Here is a 20,460-nt window from a genome sequence, read left to right on the forward strand (position 1 = left end):
CGTTATGGAATTCGTGACCGGGCAGGGCACCTCCCTCGCGTACGACGACCGGGGGCCCTCCGACGGCCTGCCGGTGGTCCTGGTGCATGGGCACCCGTTCAACCGGACGATGTGGAATCCGCAGGCCGAGGCGCTGGTACGGGCCGGGCACCGGGTGATCGCGGCGGATCTGCGCGGGTACGGCGACAGCGAGGTCGTCCCGGGCCGCACCCTCCTCGCCGACTTCGCCGACGACACCGCCGAGCTGCTCGACCACGTGGGTGTCGGCCGTGCGGTGGTCGGCGGGCTGTCCATGGGCGGGCAGATCGCCATGGAGTTCCACCGGCTGCACGGGGCGCGGGTGGCCGCGCTGGTGCTCGCCGACACCTCGCCGGTCGCCGAGACCGAGGACGGCAAGGTCTTCCGCAACCGGCTGGCCGACCGGCTGCTCGCCGAGGGGATGGACGGTTACGCCGCCGAGGTCATCGACAGGATGGTCGCCCCGTACAACGTGACAGCGCTGCCCGACGTCGCCGCGCAGGTCCTGGGCATGATGCGGGCGACCTCCCCGGAGGGGGCCGCGGCGGCACTGCGGGGCCGGGCGGAGCGGCCCGACTACCGCGAATCGCTGGCCGGGGCCCGGGTGCCCGTCCTGATCGTCGTCGGCGCGGACGACACCTATACGCCGGTCCCGGACGCGGAGGCCATGCACCGGCTGGTTCCGCACTCCGAGCTCGTCGTCGTCGGACGGGCCGGCCACATGCCCAACCTGGAACGGCCCGAGGAGTTCAACGCCGCGCTGCTGGAGTTCCTCGCGCGGCTGTGAGCGGTGTGCGAGGCCGCGGTGTTCGCGGCAGCAGTGGTCAGGACTCCTGGAGGGGCTTGGCGAAGCACCTGCTGCTCTCGTACGTGCGGTAGTGGCCGAACTTCGCGCACGGCAGGTAGCCGCTGGAGGTGTACAGGGCTATCGCCTCGGGCTGCCGGTCGCCGGTCTCCAGGACCATCCGCGTGCGGCCCGCCGCCCGCGCGTCGTCCTCCAGCGCGGCGAGGATACGGCGCGCCAGTCCGTGGCCGCGCGCCTCGCGTATGACGTACATCCGCTTGATCTCGGCGTCGCCGTCGGAGTAGCCGTCCGCGTTCCGCTCCTGGGGGCGCCAGCCGCCGGTGGCCACGGGACGGTCCATGGTGTCGTAGGCGAGGAGGTACAGGCCGTTCGGCGGATCGAACATGGTGGCGTCGAGCGGTGTGGCATCGCCCTCGTCGTCCCCGTAGAGCGCGGAGTATTCGAGCTGCACCTGGCCGTTGAGTTTGACGGCGTCGGGGTGATCGAAAGGCCGCTGCTGGATATTCATACGGGAGATGGTACATGTATGCGGCAGTTTGATGTCGATATGGTGCCTGAATGCTCAATGTGACCACCGTAAATGTCAATGGACTCCGGGCCGCCGCCAAGAAGGGCTTCGTCGAGTGGCTCGCGACGACCGACGCCGATGTGATCTGCCTCCAGGAGGTCCGCGCCGAACCGCAGCAGCTGCCCGCGGAGGTGCGCGAGCCGGAGGGCTGGCACACCGTGCACGCTCCCGCCGCCGCCAAGGGGCGGGCCGGGGTCTCCCTCTACACGCGGCAGGCGCCGGAGCGGGTGCAGATCGGCTTCGGCGGCTTCGGGGTGGCCGGGAGCGAGGAGTTCGACACGAGCGGGCGGTACGCCGAGATCGACCTGCCCGGCATCACGGTCGCGAGCCTCTATCTGCCCTCCGGCGAGGTCGGCACCGAGCGGCAGGACGAGAAGGAGCGCTTCATGGCCGCCTTCCTGCCGTATCTGAAGGGGCTCAAGGGGCGGGCCGCCGCCGAGGGGCGGGACGTGGTCGTCTGCGGCGACTGGAACATCGCCCACCAGGAGGCGGACCTCAAGAACTGGAAGTCCAACAAGAAGAACTCCGGCTTCCTCCCCGAGGAGCGGGAATGGCTGACGCGGGTCCTCGACGAGGCCGCCTACGTGGACGTGGTGCGGGCACTGCACCCGGACGTCGAGGGGCCGTACAGCTGGTGGTCCTACCGCGGGCGGGCCTTCGACAACGACGCCGGGTGGCGCATCGACTACCAGATCGCCACCCCGGGCCTCGCCGCTCGCGCGGTGAAGGCGTGGGTCGAGCGGGCCGCCACGCACGGGGAGCGGTGGAGCGACCACGCGCCGGTGGCCGTCGTGTACGAGAGGTGAGGCGCGGGGTGTTCCCGGTGCGTTCCGGCGTACTCCCGGCGTGTTCCTGGCGCGTTCCCAGGGGGTTCCCGGCGTGGCCCCGATGTGGTTCTGGCGTGTTCACGCCGCATTCCCCCGCATTCCCGGCGTAGGGAACTCCCTTGACCAGTAGGTGAGTTCCGGCCCGCCGGGGGCTGCCTCTCAGTGCCCCGGAGGGCCGGACTCGGCCGGTCCGTCCTCCGCTGCCGCCCTCGGGGGCTGGGTTCCGTCCTCGCGGCGCAGTCGGCGGTCCAGGGCCATGGACAGTTCCGCGTCCACCACCGCGCGGGCCAGAGGGCGGAGTTGGGCCGGTTCGGTCTCCGCGGTGTGGGCATGCAGTACCCGGACGAAGATTTCGGCGAGAGCGTCCGCGTGTTCGCGGACGCGGCGGCCCGAGGAGAGCACCGTGGAAAGCGGCACCCCTTCCCGTACCAACTCCGCCGACACCTCCAGCAGACGCCGGCTGATGTGGACGATCTCGTCGCCGTCGGTGGCGAGATAGCCCAGGTCGAGGGCGGTGGCGAGGTTCTCCGGGGTGACCTCGCTCTCGAAGTAGTCGGCGAGCTGTTCCGGAGTGAGCCGGACCGGGGTCTCCTCGGTCGGTTCGCCCAGGCCCAGCACTTCGGCCACATCGCGCCCGCTCTCGAAGGTCGCGGCGAGATCCGCGATGCCGTTGAGGGTGTGCCCGCGCTCCAGCAGACCCGTGATGGTGCGCAGCCGGGCCAGATGGTGGTCGTCGTACCAGGCGATACGGCCTTCGCGCCGGGGTGGCGGGATCAGGCCGCGTTCCCGGTAGAAGCGCAGGGTCCGCACGGTGATGCCGGCCTCCTTGGCCAGCTCCTCCATGCGGTATTCACGGTGCTCAAGTCCTTCGGCCACAGGGGCACCCTATGTCGTACCGTCGGTAACTTTCCTTGGTTCGCCCCCTACCCATCAGTACGGGGCTGCTCTACTCTCCCAACAGTGCCAGTGATTGCTGGCGGAGTCGTGTGACGTAACGCGGGAGGCGGCACCATGGCCCAGCACGAGCATGTACGCGTGGCGGTGATCGGATCCGGATTCGGGGGCCTCGGGGCCGCGGTCCGGCTGCGCCGCGAGGGCATCACCGATTTCGTCGTCCTGGAACGGGCCGGCTCCGTCGGAGGCACCTGGCGCGACAACAGCTATCCGGGCTGCGCCTGCGATGTGCCGTCCCACCTCTACTCGTTCTCGTTCGCGCCCAACCCCGACTGGCCGCGCACCTTCTCCGGGCAGCGGCACATCCGGGCGTACCTGGAGCATGTCGCCGACACCTTCGGGCTCCGCCCGCATCTCCGGCTCAACCATGAAGTGACCATGATGCGTTGGGACAACGACGAACTGCACTGGGTGATCGAGTCCGCCGACGGGACCACGATCGTCGCCGATACCGTCGTCTCCGCGACCGGTGCGCTCTCCGACCCGAAGATGCCGGACATCCCCGGGCTCGCCGAATTCCCCGGCAAGGTCTTCCACTCCGCGCGGTGGGACCACGACTACGACCTGACCGGCAAGCGGGTCGCGATGATCGGCACCGGCGCCTCCGCCATACAGATAGTCCCGGCGATCCAGCCGAAGGCCGGCCGGGTGACCCTTTTCCAGCGCACCCCGCCCTGGGTCATGCCGCGCGTGGACCGGACCATAACCGGCGCCGAACGCTGGCTGCACCGCACGGTCCCCGTCACCGGCGCAGCCCGCCGTGGACTGCTGTGGGGCATAAGGGAGTTGCAGGTCAGCGCCTTCACCAAGCACCCGGACCAGCTGGGCCTGGTGGAGAAGATAGCCAAGTCCAACATCGCCCGGTCCATCAAGGACCCCGCCCTGCGGGCCAAGCTGACCCCCTCGTACCGCATCGGCTGCAAGCGCATCCTGCTCTCCAGCGCCTACTACCCGGCGCTCGCCCAGCCCAATGTGGATGTGGTCGCCTCCGGACTCACCGAGGTGCGCGGCTCCACGGTCGTCGCGGCCGACGGTACGGAGACCGAGGTCGACGCGATCATCTTCGGCACCGGCTTCCACGTCACGGACATGCCGATCGCCGACCGGGTCGTCGGCGCGGAGGGCATCACGCTCGCCGAGCACTGGAAGAACGGCATGAAGTCGCTGCGCGGCGCGACCGCGGCAGGTTTCCCCAACTGGATGACGATCGTCGGGCCGAACACCGGGCTCGGAAACTCCTCCATGATCCTCATGATCGAGTCCCAGCTGAACTACATGGCCGACTATCTGCGTCAGCTGGACGTCCTGGGCGGCCGGGCGGCACTCGGTGCGCGCACCTCGGCCGTCACGGCGTGGAACCACCGGGTCCAGGAGCGGATGAAGCGGACCGTGTGGAACACCGGCGGCTGCACCAGCTGGTACCTGGACGCCGAAGGACGCAATACGACGGTCTGGCCGGGCACGACGAGCGAGTTCCGCAAGGAGACCCGGGCCGTGGACCTGGCGGAGTACGAGGTCATCCGGATTCCGCGGCGTACCGTCCCCGCCCAGGCCCGCGCCGCGGCGCCCGTCGCCGAGGAGATCGCGGGATGAGCCGGCTGTTGCGCCGTGAGGCGGCACGTCAGGTGCCCGCCGCCCCGGCACCCGAACGGGTGCTGACCGCCGTCTCGGCCGACGGCTCCCGCATCCATGTCGAACTGCACGGCCCCGAGGACGCCCCCGCGGTGGTGCTCGCGCACGGCTGGACGTGCAGCACCCACTTCTGGGCCGCCCAGATCCGGGACCTGGCCGTCGACCACCGGGTCATCGCCTACGACCAGCGCGGTCACGGCCTGACCCCCGCGGTGGGGCCCGGCGGATACAGCACGCACGCGCTGGCCGACGACCTCGAAGCGGTACTGGCGGCCACCCTCGCACCGGGGCGCGGAGCGGTGCTCGCCGGGCACTCCATGGGCGGGATGACGCTGATGGCGGCCTCCCGGCGACCGGGGCTGCGTGAGCACGCAGCCGCCGTACTGCTGTGCAGCACCGGCAGCTCGCGGCTGGTCTCCGACGCGCTCGTCGTACCGATCCGGGCCGGAGGTCTCCGAACCCGGACGACCCGCGCGATCCTGGGAGCAAGGGCGCCGCTCGGACCCGTCACGCCGGTCTCCAGGAAGGTCCTGAAATACGGCACGATGGGTCCTGGTTCGGCCCCGGAACGGGTCGAGGCATGCGCCCGCATCGTGCATGCGTGTCCGAGAAAGGCCCGGGTGGCCTGGGGGCACGTGCTCGCGGAGCTGGACCTGGACGCGGGCGTGCGGGGGCTGCGGGTACCGACCGCGGTGATCGCGGGCACGGCCGACCGGCTGACCCCGCCGGTCCACGCGCGCGCCATCGCCGCCGCGCTGCCCCAGTGCCTCGGCCTGACCGAGCTCACCGGCATGGGGCACATGACTCCGGTCGAGGCCCCGGAAGCGGTCACGGCCCGGATCCGGGAACTTGTCGTGCGGTACGTCGCGGTGGACGGGGCCGGTACGGCCGAGAAGGAGGAGGTCGCATGAGCGGCAGGCGGAGTCTCGAAGGACAGGTCGTCGTCGTCACGGGCGCGGCGCGGGGCGTGGGCGAACTGCTGGCCCGCAAACTCTCGGCGCGGGGCGCGACGCTGGCGCTGGTCGGCCTGGAACCGGACGAGCTGAAGAAGGTCTCCGAGCGGCTGCACGGGGAGAGCGACCACTGGTTCGCCGATGTCACCGACCACGTGGCGATGGCGCGGGTCGCCGAGGAGATCAAGGCACGCTTCGGCAAGATCGACGTCGTCGTCGCCAACGCGGGCGTCGCCTCGGGCGGGCCGTTCGTCGACTCCGACCCGGAGGCGTGGCGGCGGGTCATCGAGGTCAACCTGATCGGTGGCGCGGTGACCGCGCGGGCGTTCCTGCCGGTGTTGATGGAGAGCCGCGGGTACTTCCTCCAGATAGCGTCACTGGCCGCGATCACCCCGGCGCCGATGATGACGGCCTACTGCGCGTCCAAGTCGGGCGTGGAGGCGTTCGCGCACAGCCTGCGTGCCGAGGTCGGCTACCGGGGCGTCCGGGTCGGGGTCGGCTATCTGTCCTGGACGGACACCGACATGGTGCGGGGCGCCGACGAGGACGACGTGATGCGGGAGCTGCGCCAGCGGCTGCCCTGGCCGTCGAACCGTACGTACCCGCTGGGCCCGGCCGTGGACCGGATCGTGGCGGGCATCGAACGGCGTTCCCCACATGTGTACGCCCAGTGGTGGCTGCGCGGGATGCAGTCGGTGCGCGGCTATCTGCCGTCGCTCATCGGGGTGGTCGGGCAGCGCGAGATGAAGAGGTTCGGGCCGCGGCTGGAAGGTGTCTCCAAGGGGCTGGTGGGGGCCGGGGGAGCGGCGGACCAGGACGCGCGCACGTTGCGTAGGTGATCGAAATGCGGTGAATGTCGTGCCGTGCGAGGCTGGGCGGGGCCCTTCAGGGGGCCTCCCCCCCCACGTACCCCACGCACCCCACAGGAGTGAACGGCATGGGCATCGCAGACCAGTTCAAGGACAAGGCGCAGAAGCTCGCCGACGAGGCCAAGCGGAAGATGGACGAGGGCAAGGACCAGGCGACGGAACGGTCCGCCGATGCCTCGGACCGGGGCGCGGACTCGTCGTCCGGCGGCCTGCGGGACCGGGCCGAGGGTGCGGCGGACGACCTCCGTGAGCGCCGCGACCGCTGACCCGGTGCGCGCCTTCGCGCGCTGTCCGTGATTTCACCAACCGCATCCGGGTTCCCGGGTGCGGTTGGTGCGCGCGCCTGGGTGAATCGCGGGCGCCCGGAAGGTACTTCAGGAAGTCCGCAGCGGTGTCAGGACGCCTTGACGGACTCGATGAACGGTGACCAGGCGGACGCGTGGACGACGAGCGCCGGTCCCTCGGGGCGCTTGGAGTCGCGGACGGGGACGAGGTCTTGGTGGCCATCCGCGACTTCGAGGCAGTCGCCTCCGGAAGAGTTGCTGTGGCTGCTCCTACGCCAGATCGCGGTGCTCAAGTCGACGGGGTTGCGCGCCATTTCGGTAGTCCTCTGCCGCTTTCTCGATCATTGCGAGGGACACCTCCGGCGGCAAGGCGGTGGCCCTCAGCAGATCGTACGACCTCTGATACTGCTTCACGAGGCTCGGATCATCGACCGTAACTCCGTGGTGCTGGCCCTCTGTGTAGGCGAACGGAGGGGCGTCCGCGAAGTCCAGAACCAAGGCGTTGCCCTGCATGAGGGTGTGCGCTCCCGCGTTCCACGGGATGATCTGCGTAAAGATCCGGCCGCGCCTGGTGAGCTCGGCGATGTGGTCGAGCTGCTCGGCCATCTGCTGCGACGGCACGATCGGCAGGCGCAGCAGGGACTCGCTCAGGATGTTCCAGTACTGCGGGGTCCGGTGGTCTTTCTCGAAGAGCTGTGCGCGTTCCAGCCGTGCATTGACCTTCTCGGTGGTCTCCTCCTGGAGTTCCGGCATGCGCTCGGCACAGATTACGGCCCGTGCGTACGGACCGGTCTGGAGCAGCCCAGGGAAGACTGTCGGTGACCACTGCTCGATGGTCTCGGCGCGCCTTTCTGCCTCCAGCACGCGCTCGAAATACTCTGCGTGCCCCTTGCGCCGGGCCTGCCGCACGTCCTCGCACCGCCGCTGGAAGAACCCGTCCGTCCCCAGTACCCGGTCCACGTGCTGCGCCAGATCCACCGGCATCCGACGATGGCCGTGCTCGATCTCGCTCAGGTACGTGATCCCGTAGAAGCTGCCGTCCACCAGCTTCTCCAAGGTCAGGCCCGCCTGCTCTCGTTTGAAGCGGAGCTCCTTGCCGTAGAACTGCGGGACCCCGGCCGAGCCGTCGATCTCCTTGCGCGTAGCCACCTTTGACCACCTTTCGCGCTGTGCGTTGTGGAGCGGGAAACCCTTTCAAGGTAGGGGACCGTACGGCAACGTGTGAGGCGTTCGTCACAGTGTGCAACGAAAGGTGGATGCTCCCCCCATGGACGACACTCAGGACACCCCCGGCTACGACATCGGCGCGGACGTCGACGCGCTGCGCGCCGCGCTCGCGGTCCACGGCATCACCCTGCCGTCGCTCGGCGTCGATCCGCTGACCCTCGCCGGGTGCGCCACCCGGCCGCAACTGGTCGCGCTCGGCAACTGCAATGTGGCGACCGCGCGCCGGATGGCCGAGGTGCTGCGGTCGGCGGCCGGTGGATGACCCCGCTGCCGTTCACGGTGCATCTGCTCGCCGTGCCGAAGGCCGTACCGGAGGTCCGGCGCACCCTGCGGGAGTGGTGCGGGGGCGCGGATTCGCCCGATCTGCTGCTCTGCGTCAGTGAGTTGCTGGCCAACGTGATCGTGCATCTCGGCGAGGGCACACCGGTCACGCTCCGGGTCGGCGGTACCCGCTCCGGCCGGGTCCGGGTGGAGTTGAGCGACCCCGAGCCGGGTGTCTGGCCCGCCCTGCGGGCTGCGGCGGACGGTGAGGAGTCGGGGCGGGGGCTGACGCTCGTGGACGCGCTGGCGTTGCGGTGGGGCGTCGAGCGGCGGCCGTACGGGAAGACGGTCTGGTGCGAGCTGGGGGCGCCCGCCCGGTGGGGCGGGCCGGATCGCGAATCAGCCGGTCCCGACAGCAGATCCGCAGCGGGTGTCGCTCCCGGCACCGGCTGACGGTGGGCGGGCCGCCCCGTGCCGTTCGTACGCTCGTCGCCGGACCGGAGAACGTCCCTCGCCGGGGCGGTCGCCGGTCCGGCGCCGTTTCTTCGGACTCTTCAGACGGTCTTCAGGAGCCCTCTAATGTGCCCGGCGAGCAGCCGGGCGTCGGGCCTTGGGGACGAGGCCGGGGTGGCGACGGCTCCCTGGCCGGACCGGCGGCAGGGGCCGCAGAGGCCGTCGGGGAGGGATTCGGGGCGACCCGGGGCCCCGCATTCGGTGCACTCGACCAGCAGGCGGTGTGGGGTGGTGCCCGGTGCGGGAGGTGCGGGCGTGGCTGGCAGGAGGGGCGGGAGCTTCCTGATGAGCCGGTCGCGGACGAGGCCCACGGGGGAGTCGACGCCGGTCGGGAGCCCGCAGGAGAGGGCCTGGAGGAGGTAGTCCGCGTCCACTCCTCGGTCGAACCAGCACTGCGCCAGGTCCTGCAAGGTCTCGCAGTCGGCGGCGGAGAGCGCCAAGCGGGGTTCGCGACGCCCGAGTTGTGCCAGGGCCAGGTAGGCGGGGGAGGCGCCCACAAGGGGCGACTGCGGCGGTGCGCCCAGTGCCGTGGGCGAGGTCGGTGACGGGCTTGTGTCCGGTGCCGGTGCCGGTGCTTCCTGCTGTTCAGGCTGCGGTACGGCCTCTTCTTCCGCTTCCCTCTGGGGGCCCGGCTCCGGCTCCGGCTCCGGCATCTGCTCCCGCTTCGGCCCCGGACTCTGTGGTGGCACGTGCACGGGTTCTTCAGTGGGTACCCAGGGCGGGGGTGCGGTCGCGGGGGCCGTTGCTGCCAGGGGTGCCCCGATGGTCTCCGTCGCCAGGAAGGCGTTCCACCACTCGTTGTCGCGGGCGGTACGTGACCAGAAGGTCCGGGAGACCCAGCGGACCTGGTCGCCCTCGCCCGCCGGGCGGCGTACCCGGCGCAGGTGCCCGGCAACCGACAGGGCGGTCAGGGCCGATGCCACGGCTTGTTGGCCGTAGAGCGGGAGCTGTTTGGCCAGGGTCTTGACATCCATCGCCGAGCCGTCGGGAAGACGCTCGACAAATCCGGCGACATAGCGCTCGCGCTCGGGCAGCAGAGCGAACTCAGAGCCGGTGTGCGTGTGTTGGCCGGGCGTCGAGCGCTTGCCGTAGCCGGGCTTGGCCTTCGGGTACGGGTGCGAGCGTGCGGGTGTACGGAGGGCAGGGCTAAGGTTCTGAGTAGCCACGGGATCGACTGCTTTCGATCTTGAGGTGAGACCCCGGCTTGGTGCTCCTACACACCGCGTCGGGGTCGTTTCGTTGAGGGCACCGTAAGCAGCCGCGTGATCGCGCCGCAAGCTGCCCTGATTAGTCATACTTGCTGGCCGTGACAGGGAAGGGAGGGGAGGGAGGCTTTCCCAACTTCCCTTCTCTTCCCTACCGGTAAAGGAAAAGCTCGAACCTTGAAGCTCGTGTCCCGACGCCCGAAGCCCGAAGCTCAAGCCTCGGGCCCGCGCCCTCCTCACGTATACCCGAAAAGGTGAACAGCCCCTCCCGAAGCCCGAAGCCCGAAGCCCGAAGCCCGGGGCTTTCCTACCTCGGGGGCAACGGCGGGCGGCGTAGGTCCGGGGCCGTGGTGTACGTCGGCGGGGTCGCCGGCGGGTGCTTCGCCAGCAGGTCCAGTGCCACGCGCACCGCGTCGTCCAGCACCGCGTGCCGGCCCTCCGCCCAGTCGAGCGGGGTGCGCAGCGCCTCCAGGTCGGGCTCGACGCCGTGGTTCTCCACCGACCAGCCGTACGTGTCGAACCACGCCGCGTTCATCGGCACCGTGATCACCGTGCCGTCGCCCAGCCGGTGGCGCCCGGTCATGCCGACCACGCCGCCCCAGGTGCGCTGGCCCACGACCGGCCCCAGCTTCAGCAGCCGGAACGCGGCCGTGATCATGTCGCCGTCGGAGGACGTCGCCTCGTCGGCCAGGGCGACCACCGGGCCCCGCGGCGCGTTCGACGCGTAACTGACCGCCTGGGCGTTGCGCGTCAGGTCCCAGCCGAGGATCCTGCGGGTGAGCTTCTCGACGACCAGTTCGCTGATGTGGCCGCCCGCGTTGCCCCGTACGTCCACGATCAGCGCCGGGCGTGACACCTCCAGTCGCAGGTCCCGGTTGAACTGGGCCCAGCCCGAGCCGCCCATGTCGGGGATGTGCAGGTAGCCGCACTTGCCGCCGCTCAACTCCCGTACGACCTCCCGGCGTTTGGCCACCCAGTCCTGGTAGCGCAGCGGCCGTTCGTCGATCAGCGGAACGATCGCGATGCGGCGTGAGCGGCCTTCGTCGCCCGCCGGGCGGAACGTCAGCTCCACCGTCGTGCCGCCCGCCGCCGTCAGCAGCGGGTACGGCCCCGTCACCGGGTCCACCGGGCGGCCGTCGACATGGGTGAGGGCGGCGTCCTCCCTGATCCCCGTACCCGCCAGCGGTGAACGCGCCTTGGAGTCCGAGGAGTCGCCGGGCAGGATGCGCTGGACCAGCCACGCCCCGTCGCGGCACACCAGGTTCGCGCCGAGCAGCCCGATCGCCCGCTGGTAGTGCGGCGGGCCCTCGTTGCGGCGGGCGGGGGCCACGTACGCGTGCGAGGTGCCCAGTTCGCCGAGCACCTCGCGCAGCAGGTCCGCGAACTCGTCGGGGGAGGAGACCCGTTCGACCAACGGGCGGTACTGGTCGAGCACCCCGCCCCAGTCGATGCCGCACATGTCGGGCTCCCAGAAGTAGGAGCGGATGATCCGGCCCGCCTCGTCGTACGCCTGGCGCCACTCCGCCGCCGGGTCGACGTCGTGCAGGATGCGGCGCAGGTCGAGATAGACCGTGGAGTCGTTGTCGCCGGGCTCGTTGGACGGTACGGCGCGCAGTTCACCGTCGTCCATGACGACGAGCCGGCTCGCGTCGCCGCTGACCGCGAACCAGTCGAGGTGGCCGACCAGTTCGGTCCTGCGGGCCTTGGCGATGTTGAAGTGCTCCAGGGTGGGGCGCCCCGACATGTCGGCCGGGTTGGCGAAGGTCTCGCCCAGCGCGCCCGAGATCGGCCAGCGCAGCCAGACGAGCCCGCCGCCGCTGACCGGGCGCAGCGCCGAGTACTTCGACGCGGAGACCGGGAACGGCGTCACCCGGCTCTCCAGGCCCTCGAACTCGACGGTGACCGTCGCCCCCTCCCCCGTACCACCGTCGGGAATGTCCACCGGGTCCAGGCCGCCCGCCGCCGGGCGCCCGTCCGGGGAGAGCGCGAACGGCGACGGGGTGGCCGAGGAGAGCGGGACCAGATACGGGCGGCAGCCCAGCGGGAAGGAGAGGTCGCCGGTGTGGACGTCGTACACCGGGTCGAAGCCCCGCCAGGACAGGAACGCGAGATAGCGGCCGTCGCCCGTGAAGACCGGGTTCTCGTCCTCGAAGCGGCCATTGGTGACATCGACGATCACCGGTGCGCCCGGCCCGGAGATCCGGGCCAGTTTGATCTGGCGCAGGGAGCGGCCGACCCCGGGGTGCGACCAGGTCAGCCAGGCGCCGTCGGGCGAGAAGGCCAGGTCGCGGACCGGGCCGTTGAGGGAGCGGATGAGTTCGGTGACGTCGCCGGTGGTGGCGTCCGCTCCGGCCCCGTCGGTGGTGTCCGCCCCTCCACCGACCCCGTGGGTGGTGTCCGGTGCGGCGTGTGTCTCCGTATCCGTATCCGCCGCCCGTTCCTCCGCCTCCCGTTCCTCCGTCGTGTCCAGGAGCAGCAGCCGCCCGTCGTTCGACGCGACCGCCAGCCGTTCGCCCGCCGGGTCGGAGATCAGCTCCTGCACCCGGCCCAGCCTCCCGGAGGCCAGCCTGCGCGGTTCGCGGTCGCCGCTGGCCCGGGGGAGGTAGGCGATCTCGATCGCGTCCTCGCCGTCCGCGTCCGTCACGTACGCCACCTGACCGACGCTGCCCAGCATCTCCGGCAGCCGGACCCGGACCCCCGGGGTGTCGGTGATCGTGCGGGCGGGGCCGTCGCGGTGGGTGAGCCAGTACAGGCTGCCGCGTACGGAGACGGCGCTCGCCCGGCCCGTCTCGTCGACCGAGAGCGAGTCGACGTTGCTGGCGGCGGGCACCTGGTACGTACGCCGTCCGGTCCGGGGGCCGCCGAGCCGTACCTCCAGCTTCCGGGGCCGGGCGTCCGGTGACTGGAGGTCCTCGACCAGCCACACATCGCCGCCGCACTGGTAGACCACCCGGTGCCCGTCGCTGGAGGCGTGCCGGGCGTAGAAGGCGTCGTGGTCCGTGTGGCGCCGCAGATCGCTGCCGTCCATCAGGCAGGAGTACAGATTGCCGACGCCCTCGTGGTCGGAGAGGAACGCGATCCGGCGGCCGACGAACATGGGCGAGTCCAGCTGACCGCCGATGTCCGGCAGCAGCCGTTCGCCGTGCAGCCACAGGCGCCCGGTCGCGCCGCCCCGGTAGCGCTTCCAGGCGGCCGGTTCGTGCGGCGGCCTGCCGGTGAGCAGGAGTGAGCGCCGTTCGCCGTCGATGTCCGCGACCGCGATGTCGGAGACCGGTCCCCAGGGGAGCCGGCCGCCGGGGCTGCCGTCGGTGGGGACGCTGTAGGCCCAGGAGAAGTACGAGAACGGCTGGTTGTGCGAGGACACGGCGAGGATCTGGGAGGCGTCGCCCGGGTCGGGGCTCCAGCCGCAGACCCGGGCGTCGGTCGAGCCCCAGTAGGTGAGCCGGCGGGCGGGGCCGCCCTCGACGGGGGCGACATGGATCTCGGGGTCCAGCGTGCGCCAGGTGGTGTAGGCGATGCGGGTGCCGTCGGGCGAGAAGCGCGGATGGCTGACCCTGGTGCGGTCGACGGTGATCCGCCAGGCCCGGTCGGGCCGGTGTCCTGCCGGGGCGAGGGGGGAGACCCAGAGGTCGTCCTCGGCCGCGAAGCAGAGCAAGTCCTGGTGGAGGTGCGGGAAACGGAGATACGCGACGTCGTCACTCACCCTCCAATGCTTTCCGCGCGAACGGCCCCAAGCAACTTGTGGTGCAGCACACAAGCGAAACGTTTTCGTTTCGCTGGGTGGTGGGAGTACGGTCAGGTGTACGAAACGGTTTCGTTCGATGGTGAGCGAATCCAGCGAATCCAGCGAATCCAGCGGAACGAAGCGCGAGGGAGGTCGGCACACATGGCACGCACCAGGCTCACACCTGAGCGTGAGAGTGAGCTCTACGCCGCCGTCCTCGACCTGCTCCGCGAGGTCGGTTACGACGCCCTGACCATGGACGCCGTCGCCGCCCGTACCCGGTCCAGCAAGGCCACCCTCTACCGCCAGTGGGGCAGCAAGCCCGAACTGGTCGTGAAGGCACTGCGGCACAACAAGCCGGTGAGCCTCGGCGAGATCGACACCGGTTCGCTGCGCGGCGACTTCCATGTCGCGCTGAGCCGCAACGACGACTGTCAGATGGAGAAGGACTCCGCGCTGATGCGGGGCCTGAGTCAAGCCGTCCATGACAATCCCGATCTGCACAAGGCGCTGCGCGAGCTGCTGATCGAGCCGGAGATGACCGGTCTCGACCTGCTGCTGCGACGGGCCGTGGACCGGGGCGAACTGCGCTCGGACAATCCGGCGCTGAAGTACATCCCGCACATGCTGATCGGCGCGCTCGCCGCTCGGCAGCTGGTCGAGGACCGCGCCGTCGACCAGGCGTTTCTCATCGATTATGTCGACTCCGTGGTCCTCCCCGCCCTCGGCGTCTGACGTCCCCGCCCCGCCCGCACGGCCCTCTCCCCGACGCTCCACCTGACACGCCGCTCTCGTCGTCGGGCTGGTTCCTCACGCCCATTTCCACTCACACGACCTGACCGGGAGTACGCCCCCGTGGCCACATTCCTCTACAAGCTCGGACGGCTCGCCTTCCGGCGCCGCCGCTATGTCGCCCTCGTCTGGGTGGCACTGCTGGCACTCGCCGGGTTCGGTGCCGCCTCCGCTTCCACCGCCACCTCCAGCTCCTTCTCGATTCCGGGTACGGAGGCCCAGAAGGCCTTCGACCTGCTGGAACAGCGCTTCCCGGGCAGCAGCGCCGACGGCGCGACAGCCCGTGTCGTCTTCACCGCACCCGACGGGCAGAAGGTGACCGACGCCGCCAACAAGGCCGAGGTCAAGGACATCGTCGGCGAGCTGAAGTCCGGCTCGGACCAGATCGCCTCGGTCGCCGACCCGTACACCGCCAACGCCGTCAGCAAGGACGGCTCCACGGCGTACATCTCGGTCTCCTACAAGGTCAGCTCGATGGAGCTGACCGACCCGACCCGCGAGGCCCTGGAGGACGCGGGGGCGGCCGCCGAGAAGAGCGGGATGACCGTGGCGATCGGCGGTGACGCGCTCCAGGTGATGCCGGAGACCGGCGCCACCGAGATCATCGGGGTCGCCATCGCCGCGGTGGTGCTGGTCATCACGTTCGGCTCGCTGATCGCCGCCGGGCTGCCGCTGCTCACCGCGCTCATCGGCGTCGGCATCGGGGTCTCGACGATCACGGCGCTGGCGAACGTACTGGACCTGGGCTCCACCACCTCGACGCTCGCGATGATGATCGGCCTCGCGGTCGGCATCGACTACGCGCTCTTCATCGTCTCCCGCTACCGCGCCGAACTGGCCGAGGGCAGGGAGCGCGAGGAAGCCGCCGGGCGGGCCGTCGGCACGGCCGGTTCCGCGGTCGTCTTCGCGGGCCTGACCGTGGTCATCGCCCTGGTGGGCCTGGCCGTCGTGAACATCCCGATGCTGTCGAAGATGGGCTTCGCCGCCGCCGGTACGGTCGCCATCGCCGTCCTCATCGCGCTCACCCTGGTCCCGGCGATGCTGGGCTTCGCGGGCAAGCGGGTCATGGGACGCAAGGCGCGCAAGGCCGCCGAGGCGGAGAACCGTCCCGAGGCCAAGCCGAACATGGGCACCCGGTGGGCGCGGTTCGTGCTGCGCAGGCCGGTGTGGGTGCTGCTGGCCGGTGTCATCGGCCTCGGCGTCATCGCCGTACCGGCCGCGTCGCTGGAGATGGGCCTGCCGGACGACGGCTCCCAGCCGAAGAGCACCACGCAGCGTCAGGCGTACGACGCGCTCTCCGACGGCTTCGGTCCCGGGTTCAACGGGCCGCTGATGGTCGTCGTCGACACGAAGAACAGCTCGGACGGCAAGACAGCGGTCAACCAGGTCTCCCAGGAGATCGAGTCCATGCCGCACGTCGTCGCCGTCAGCCCGGCCGCCTTCAACAAGGCGGGCGACACCGCGACCATCACCGTCATCGCACAGGACCGGCCCAGCTCCGTCGAGACGGAGAACGTGGTCCACGCCATCCGTGACGCGGGTGCCGACATCAAGAGCGACTCCGGTGCCGAGGTGCTGGTCACCGGTGCCACCGCGATGAACATCGACTTCTCGCAGAAGATGAACGACGCGCTGCTGCCCTACCTGGCGCTCGTCGTGGGTCTGGCCTTCCTGCTCCTGATGCTGGTGTTCCGCTCGGTCCTCGTGCCGCTGAAGGCGGCCCTCGGCTTCCTGCTCTCGGTCGTCGCGGCACTCGGCGCGGTCGTCGCGGTCTTCCAGTGGGGCTGGCTCGGTTCGCTCTTCGGCGTCGAGCAGACCGGCCCGATCATGTCGATGATGCCGATCTTCATGGTCGGTGTGGTCTTCGGTCTCGCCATGGACTACGAGGTCTTCCTCGTCACCCGGATGCGGGAGGCGTACGTCCACGGGGAGAGCCCCGGCCAGGCCATCGTGACCGGCTTCAAGCACGGCGCACGGGTGGTCACGGCCGCGGCCGTGATCATGATGGCGGTCTTCGCCGGCTTCATCGGCGCCAGCGAACAGATGATCAAGATGATCGGCTTCTCGCTCGCCATCGCCGTCTTCTTCGACGCCTTCGTGGTGCGGATGGCGATCGTGCCCGCGGTGCTGGCGCTGCTCGGCAAGCGCGCCTGGTGGCTGCCGCGCTGGCTGGACCGCGCGCTGCCCAACGTGGACGTGGAGGGCGAGGGCCTGCGCAAGCAGCTCTCCGACGCTCCGGAGTCCTCGCGGGGCGGGTCGGGCGGCGACGGCGACGGGCAGCGTGAGCTGACCCGCGTCTGAGCGGTGTCAGACCCGGTGTCCCGGGTCCGCTCAGGCGGACCCGGGGCCCGGATCCCATGAACCCCGGGTCCGCGTCCGAGCGGAGCGCGGCCCGGAAGCGCCGGTTACCTGTGGGGACGGGGGCCGGGGCGAAGACGAAAGCCCCCGTGCGAGCGGCGCGGGGGCTTTCGTCATGCCCGGCGGCGGGCGTGGTGCCTGGCGGCCGGTACCAGCCGGTGTCAGCCGCGGGTGGCCGGGGCGAGTCGGGCAGGGACCGTCAGCCGCGGGCGGCCGGCTGTGGGGGCGCGGTCTCGCTGTGGGTCCGGTCGAGGAAGCGGATCAGCGTCGCGTTGTCGAACTGGAACACCTCGACGCCGTCCGCCGAGTGCAGTTCCACGATCAGCTGGGCCCGGCCGCACGGCCAGACACGGACGGCGCCGCGCTCGGCGGGGGACCGGAGGCCCCGTTCCAGCAGGTCGCGGCCGAATGCCCAGTCGCTGCCGCCGGGCAGGGTGACATGGACGGTGCGCGGGTCGACGGACGCGTCGTAGCGCAGCGAGACGGGGACGGGGCGGGTGAGGGGGCCGTCGGTGATGAGCCGGGCGCGGGCATGTTCTTCAATCACGGGGGACATGAGCCGGCTCCTCCTATTTATAGAACTTTGCACTCTAATGTCCCATATTTTGGACCAGAGGCACGCCGAGTGCGCGAGGGACGGGCCTGGGTGCGGTGAGCAGTTGTGACCTGTTCGCTCTTGCATGGTGTTCGCAACAGGGTCCTATCATTGATGGGTTCATGACCCCGCCCGCAGGAACGCGGAAACCGCAGGAAGCGGAGCCACCTCATGCATGTACCCGACGGATTCATCAACGCACCCGTCTCCGTGGCCGCGGGAGTCGTCGCCGCGGGCGCCGTCGCCGTCAGCCTCCGAGGTGCCCGCCGCGAGCTGGACGAGCGCACCGCCCCCCTCGCGGGCCTGGTGGCCGCCTTCATCTTCGCCGTACAGATGCTGAACTTCCCGGTCGCGGCGGGTACCAGCGGCCATCTGCTGGGCGGGGCGCTGGCCGCGATCCTGGTCGGGCCGTACACCGGAGTGCTCTGTATCGCCGTCGTCCTGCTGATGCAGGGCATCCTCTTCGCGGACGGCGGGCTCACCGCGCTCGGGGTGAACATCACGGTGATGGGTGTGGTCACCGTGATCGTCGCGTACGCCCTGTTCCGCGGCCTGACCGGGATCCTGCCGCGCACCCGCCGCTCGGCCACCGTCTCCGCCTTCGTCGCCGCCCTGGTCTCCGTACCCGCCGCGGCCTGCGCCTTCACGCTCATCTACTGGATCGGCGGCACCACCGACATCCCGATCGGCAAGGTGCTCACCGCGATGGTCGGGGTGCATGTGCTGATCGGTATCGGTGAGGCCGTGATCACCGCGCTGACGGTGGGGGCCGTCATCGCCGTACGCCCCGACCTCGTGCACGCCGCCCGCGGGCTCGCCGCCCCGCTCAAGCTCCGCGTCGACGGCGAGCTGATCGACGCCCCGTCCGCGGCCCCGTCACCGTCCGCCGCCCCGTCCGACGCACTGTCCCCGTCCGACGCACTGTCCCCGTCCGGCGTCCTGTCCCCGTCCGGCTCCGCTACCCCGGCCGCCGCCCGGTCCACGCGCAAGGTCTGGGCCACCGGCCTGGTCACCGCCCTCGTCCTCGCGGGCTTCGTCTCCTTCTACGCCTCCGCCAGCCCCGACGGCCTGGAGAAGGTCGCCGCCGACAAGGGCATCGACAAGAAGGCCGAGGAGCACGCCGCCTCGGACTCCCCGCTCGCCGACTACGGCGTCAGGGACGTCACCGACGCCCGGATCTCCGGGGGCCTCGCCGGAGTGATCGGCGTGAGCGCCACGGTCGTCGTCGGCAGCGGCGTCTTCTGGGCCGTACGCCGCCGCCGTAACGAAAGCTCCGACACCCCCGCCGCCGCTGCCCGCCGCACCGGGGAGAACGCCTGACATGGGCGCCGGCCACGCGCACAAGCTCTACCGGCACGGGCACTCGCCCGTCCACGGCCTGCCCCCGCACTGCAAACTCGCCGCCGTCTTCTGCTTCGTCGTCGTGGTCGTCTCCACGCCGCGCGAGGCGGTCTGGGCCTTCGCGCTGTACGCGGGCCTGCTCGCCGTCGTCGCCGCGGTGGCCCGTATCCCGGCCGGTTTCCTGCTGAAGCGGCTGCTCATCGAGGTGCCGTTCGTCGCGTTCGCGCTGCTCATGCCCTTCGTGGTGCCCGGCGAGCAGACCGAACTCCTCGGCGTCTCCGTCAGCGTCCCCGGCCTCTGGGGCGCCTGGAACGTCCTCGCCAAGGGCACCCTCGGCGTCGCCGCCTCCGTGATCCTCGCCTCCACCACCGAGCTGCGGTCCCTGCTGCTCGGCCTCCAGCGGCTGAGGATGCCGCCGCTGCTCGTCCAGATCGCGTCCTTCATGATCCGGTACGGGGACGTCGTCACCGGCGAGATGCGGCGCATGTCGATCGCGCGCCGCTCCCGGGGCTTCGAGGCACGCGGCGTACGCCATTGGAGTGTCCTCGCCAAGTCCGCGGGTGCCCTGTTCATCCGGTCCTACGAGCGCGGCGAGCGCGTCCACCTCGCGATGGTCAGCCGCGGCTACACCGGCACCATGCCGGTCATCGACGAGGTGACGGCCTCCCGGACCCAGTGGGCGTACGCCTCGGTGCTGCCCGCGTTCGCCCTCGTCATCTGTCTGCTGGGATGGTCCCTATGAGCAGCCCGTCCACCGCCCCCGCGCCGTCCCTCCAAGTCAGCGGACTCGCCTACGCCTACCCCGACGGCCACCAGGCCCTCTTCGGCGTCGACCTCACCGTCGCCCGCGGCGAACGGGTCGCCCTCCTCGGCCCCAACGGAGCGGGCAAGACCACCCTCGTCCTCCACCTCAACGGCATCCTCGACGCGGGCGCGGGCACCGTGCACGTCGCCGGGCTCCCCGTCGCGAAGCGGAACCTCGCCGAGATCCGCCGCCGCGTCGGCATCGTCTTCCAGGACCCCGACGACCAGCTGTTCATGCCGACCGTCCGCGAGGACGTCGCCTTCGGGCCCGCCGCCGCGGGGCTGCGGGGCCCCGAACTGGAGGAGCGGGTCCGCTTCGCGCTCCGGCAGGTGGGCATGGAGGAGTACGCGGGCCGGCCGCCGCACCACCTGTCCTTCGGGCAGCGCCGCCGCGTCGCCGTGGCCACCGTCCTCGCGATGCGGCCGGAGATCCTCGTGCTGGACGAGCCCTCCTCCAACCTCGACCCGGCCTCGCGCCGCGAACTCGCCGACATCCTGCGCTCCTTGGACGTCACCGTGCTCATGGTCACCCACGACCTGCCGTACGCCCTCGAACTCTGCCCGCGCGCCGTCATCCTCAGCGAGGGCGTCATCGCCGCCGACGACCGTACGCAGGATCTGCTCTGCGACGATCAACTGATGCGCGCGCACCGGCTGGAGCTGCCGTTCGGGTTCGATCCGCGTTCCGTGTCCGTGAACAGGGGGTGACCCGCCACGCGTCCGGCCCGCC

The 20,460-nt window shown here is 70.8% G+C and carries 20 protein-coding genes; 13 read left to right on the plus strand and 7 right to left on the minus strand.

Features of this window, described 5'->3' with window-relative positions:
* Positions 1-4 precede the first annotated feature (4 nt).
* Positions 5-805 (plus strand): alpha/beta fold hydrolase, encoded by an 801-nt coding sequence (locus OG413_RS14685; RefSeq protein WP_266805791.1) that lies wholly within the window; start codon positions 5-7, stop codon positions 803-805.
* 37 nt (positions 806-842) lie between these two features.
* Here the strand turns inward: OG413_RS14685 and OG413_RS14690 are convergent, their stop codons facing one another.
* Positions 843-1,331, minus strand: a complete 489-nt coding sequence (locus tag OG413_RS14690) for a GNAT family N-acetyltransferase (RefSeq protein WP_266805792.1) — start codon at positions 1,329-1,331, stop codon at positions 843-845.
* Positions 1,332-1,381: 50 nt separating this feature from the next.
* Between OG413_RS14690 and OG413_RS14695 the strand changes: the two genes are divergently transcribed.
* A complete protein-coding gene (locus OG413_RS14695; protein ID WP_266805794.1) occupies positions 1,382-2,197 on the plus strand; it encodes an exodeoxyribonuclease III in 816 nt (271 codons plus the stop codon).
* Positions 2,198-2,377: 180 nt separating this feature from the next.
* Here the strand turns inward: OG413_RS14695 and OG413_RS14700 are convergent, their stop codons facing one another.
* Positions 2,378-3,061, minus strand: coding sequence for a MerR family transcriptional regulator (locus tag OG413_RS14700; RefSeq protein WP_266810150.1), 684 nt, complete (start codon positions 3,059-3,061; stop codon positions 2,378-2,380).
* A 168-nt stretch (positions 3,062-3,229) separates the two neighbouring features.
* On the opposite strand from OG413_RS14700, the gene OG413_RS14705 reads away from it, so the two are divergent.
* From OG413_RS14705 to OG413_RS14720, 4 genes are all read left to right on the plus strand, one after another.
* Positions 3,230-4,765 carry an NAD(P)/FAD-dependent oxidoreductase gene (locus OG413_RS14705; RefSeq protein WP_266805796.1) on the plus strand — a complete coding sequence of 512 codons (1,536 nt, stop codon included), beginning with the start codon at positions 3,230-3,232 and terminating at the stop codon, positions 4,763-4,765.
* Positions 4,762-5,715: an alpha/beta fold hydrolase gene (locus OG413_RS14710; RefSeq protein ID WP_266805797.1), complete on the plus strand. Its 954-nt coding sequence runs from the start codon at positions 4,762-4,764 to the stop codon at positions 5,713-5,715. The genes OG413_RS14705 and OG413_RS14710 overlap by 4 nt, the downstream gene beginning before the upstream one ends.
* Entirely contained in the window at positions 5,712-6,596 is an 885-nt protein-coding gene (locus tag OG413_RS14715; RefSeq protein WP_266805799.1) for an SDR family oxidoreductase, read from the plus strand. Before OG413_RS14710 ends, OG413_RS14715 begins: the two co-directional genes overlap by 4 nt.
* Before the next feature lie 98 nt (positions 6,597-6,694).
* Positions 6,695-6,892, plus strand: coding sequence for a hypothetical protein (locus OG413_RS14720; protein WP_266805801.1), 198 nt, complete (start codon positions 6,695-6,697; stop codon positions 6,890-6,892).
* A 128-nt stretch (positions 6,893-7,020) separates the two neighbouring features.
* On the opposite strand, the gene OG413_RS14725 is transcribed toward OG413_RS14720, so the two are convergent.
* Together OG413_RS14725 and OG413_RS14730 are read right to left on the minus strand one after the other, a co-directional pair.
* Positions 7,021-7,224 (minus strand): DUF397 domain-containing protein, encoded by a 204-nt coding sequence (locus tag OG413_RS14725; RefSeq protein WP_266805803.1) that lies wholly within the window; start codon positions 7,222-7,224, stop codon positions 7,021-7,023.
* The gene (locus tag OG413_RS14730) at positions 7,181-8,059 is read right to left on the minus strand and encodes a helix-turn-helix transcriptional regulator (protein WP_266805805.1); all 879 of its coding nucleotides are present in this window, start codon (positions 8,057-8,059) and stop codon (positions 7,181-7,183) included. Before OG413_RS14730 ends, OG413_RS14725 begins: the two co-directional genes overlap by 44 nt.
* 118 nt (positions 8,060-8,177) lie before the next feature.
* Here OG413_RS14730 and OG413_RS14735 point away from each other — a divergent pair, with 118 nt between their 5' ends.
* Positions 8,178-8,399 carry a hypothetical protein gene (locus tag OG413_RS14735; RefSeq protein ID WP_266805806.1) on the plus strand — a complete coding sequence of 74 codons (222 nt, stop codon included), beginning with the start codon at positions 8,178-8,180 and terminating at the stop codon, positions 8,397-8,399.
* Positions 8,396-8,851, plus strand: a complete 456-nt coding sequence (locus tag OG413_RS14740; protein ID WP_266805808.1) for an ATP-binding protein — start codon at positions 8,396-8,398, stop codon at positions 8,849-8,851. The genes OG413_RS14735 and OG413_RS14740 overlap by 4 nt, the downstream gene beginning before the upstream one ends.
* A 101-nt stretch (positions 8,852-8,952) precedes the next feature.
* Here OG413_RS14740 and OG413_RS14745 read toward each other — a convergent pair whose 3' ends face one another.
* Complete coding sequence (locus OG413_RS14745) at positions 8,953-10,077, minus strand: MarR family transcriptional regulator (protein WP_266805810.1); 1,125 nt, start codon at positions 10,075-10,077, stop codon at positions 8,953-8,955.
* A gap of 346 nt (positions 10,078-10,423) precedes the next feature.
* On the minus strand, positions 10,424-13,819 hold the full coding sequence (locus OG413_RS14750; protein WP_266805812.1) for a S41 family peptidase: 3,396 nt from the start codon (positions 13,817-13,819) through the stop codon (positions 10,424-10,426).
* Positions 13,820-14,002: 183 nt separating this feature from the next.
* Here OG413_RS14750 and OG413_RS14755 point away from each other — a divergent pair, with 183 nt between their 5' ends.
* The gene (locus tag OG413_RS14755; RefSeq protein WP_266805814.1) at positions 14,003-14,575 is read left to right on the plus strand and encodes a TetR/AcrR family transcriptional regulator; all 573 of its coding nucleotides are present in this window, start codon (positions 14,003-14,005) and stop codon (positions 14,573-14,575) included.
* 120 nt (positions 14,576-14,695) lie between these two features.
* Positions 14,696-16,933 carry an MMPL family transporter gene (locus OG413_RS14760; protein WP_266805815.1) on the plus strand — a complete coding sequence of 746 codons (2,238 nt, stop codon included), beginning with the start codon at positions 14,696-14,698 and terminating at the stop codon, positions 16,931-16,933.
* 256 nt (positions 16,934-17,189) lie between these two features.
* On the opposite strand, the gene OG413_RS14765 is transcribed toward OG413_RS14760, so the two are convergent.
* Positions 17,190-17,546, minus strand: a complete 357-nt coding sequence (locus OG413_RS14765) for an SsgA family sporulation/cell division regulator (RefSeq protein WP_266805817.1) — start codon at positions 17,544-17,546, stop codon at positions 17,190-17,192.
* 210 nt (positions 17,547-17,756) lie between these two features.
* Between OG413_RS14765 and OG413_RS14770 the strand changes: the two genes are divergently transcribed.
* Genes OG413_RS14770 through OG413_RS14780 form a run of 3 tightly spaced genes read left to right on the plus strand, consistent with a single transcriptional unit; the run spans position 17,757 to position 20,438 of the window.
* Positions 17,757-18,905 (plus strand): energy-coupling factor ABC transporter permease, encoded by a 1,149-nt coding sequence (locus tag OG413_RS14770; protein WP_266805819.1) that lies wholly within the window; start codon positions 17,757-17,759, stop codon positions 18,903-18,905.
* Between the two features lies 1 nt (position 18,906).
* Entirely contained in the window at positions 18,907-19,668 is a 762-nt protein-coding gene (cbiQ, locus tag OG413_RS14775) for a cobalt ECF transporter T component CbiQ (RefSeq protein ID WP_266805821.1), read from the plus strand.
* Positions 19,656-20,438, plus strand: coding sequence for an energy-coupling factor ABC transporter ATP-binding protein (locus OG413_RS14780; RefSeq protein ID WP_266805823.1), 783 nt, complete (start codon positions 19,656-19,658; stop codon positions 20,436-20,438). Before cbiQ ends, OG413_RS14780 begins: the two co-directional genes overlap by 13 nt.
* The last annotated feature ends 22 nt before the right edge of the window (positions 20,439-20,460 follow it).

Origin of the sequence: Streptomyces sp. NBC_01433 (assembly GCF_026340105.1) — a bacterium.
Lineage (GTDB): Bacteria > Actinomycetota > Actinomycetes > Streptomycetales > Streptomycetaceae > Streptomyces.

Excerpts from the sequence above, each read along its gene's own strand:
- OG413_RS14685 (WP_266805791.1), top strand. The coding sequence starts at position 5 with ATGGAATTCGTGACCGGGCAGGGCACCTCCCTCGCGTACGACGACCGG.
- OG413_RS14690 (WP_266805792.1), bottom strand. The coding sequence starts at position 1,331 with ATGAATATCCAGCAGCGGCCTTTCGATCACCCCGACGCCGTCAAACTC.
- OG413_RS14695 (WP_266805794.1), top strand. The coding sequence starts at position 1,382 with ATGCTCAATGTGACCACCGTAAATGTCAATGGACTCCGGGCCGCCGCC.
- OG413_RS14700 (WP_266810150.1), bottom strand. The coding sequence starts at position 3,061 with ATGGAGGAGCTGGCCAAGGAGGCCGGCATCACCGTGCGGACCCTGCGC.
- OG413_RS14705 (WP_266805796.1), top strand. The coding sequence starts at position 3,230 with ATGGCCCAGCACGAGCATGTACGCGTGGCGGTGATCGGATCCGGATTC.
- OG413_RS14710 (WP_266805797.1), top strand. The coding sequence starts at position 4,762 with ATGAGCCGGCTGTTGCGCCGTGAGGCGGCACGTCAGGTGCCCGCCGCC.
- OG413_RS14715 (WP_266805799.1), top strand. The coding sequence starts at position 5,712 with ATGAGCGGCAGGCGGAGTCTCGAAGGACAGGTCGTCGTCGTCACGGGC.
- OG413_RS14720 (WP_266805801.1), top strand. The coding sequence starts at position 6,695 with ATGGGCATCGCAGACCAGTTCAAGGACAAGGCGCAGAAGCTCGCCGAC.
- OG413_RS14725 (WP_266805803.1), bottom strand. The coding sequence starts at position 7,224 with ATGGCGCGCAACCCCGTCGACTTGAGCACCGCGATCTGGCGTAGGAGC.
- OG413_RS14735 (WP_266805806.1), top strand. The coding sequence starts at position 8,178 with ATGGACGACACTCAGGACACCCCCGGCTACGACATCGGCGCGGACGTC.
- OG413_RS14740 (WP_266805808.1), top strand. The coding sequence starts at position 8,396 with ATGACCCCGCTGCCGTTCACGGTGCATCTGCTCGCCGTGCCGAAGGCC.
- OG413_RS14755 (WP_266805814.1), top strand. The coding sequence starts at position 14,003 with ATGGCACGCACCAGGCTCACACCTGAGCGTGAGAGTGAGCTCTACGCC.
- OG413_RS14765 (WP_266805817.1), bottom strand. The coding sequence starts at position 17,546 with ATGTCCCCCGTGATTGAAGAACATGCCCGCGCCCGGCTCATCACCGAC.
- OG413_RS14770 (WP_266805819.1), top strand. The coding sequence starts at position 17,757 with ATGCATGTACCCGACGGATTCATCAACGCACCCGTCTCCGTGGCCGCG.
- cbiQ (WP_266805821.1), top strand. The coding sequence starts at position 18,907 with ATGGGCGCCGGCCACGCGCACAAGCTCTACCGGCACGGGCACTCGCCC.
- OG413_RS14780 (WP_266805823.1), top strand. The coding sequence starts at position 19,656 with ATGGTCCCTATGAGCAGCCCGTCCACCGCCCCCGCGCCGTCCCTCCAA.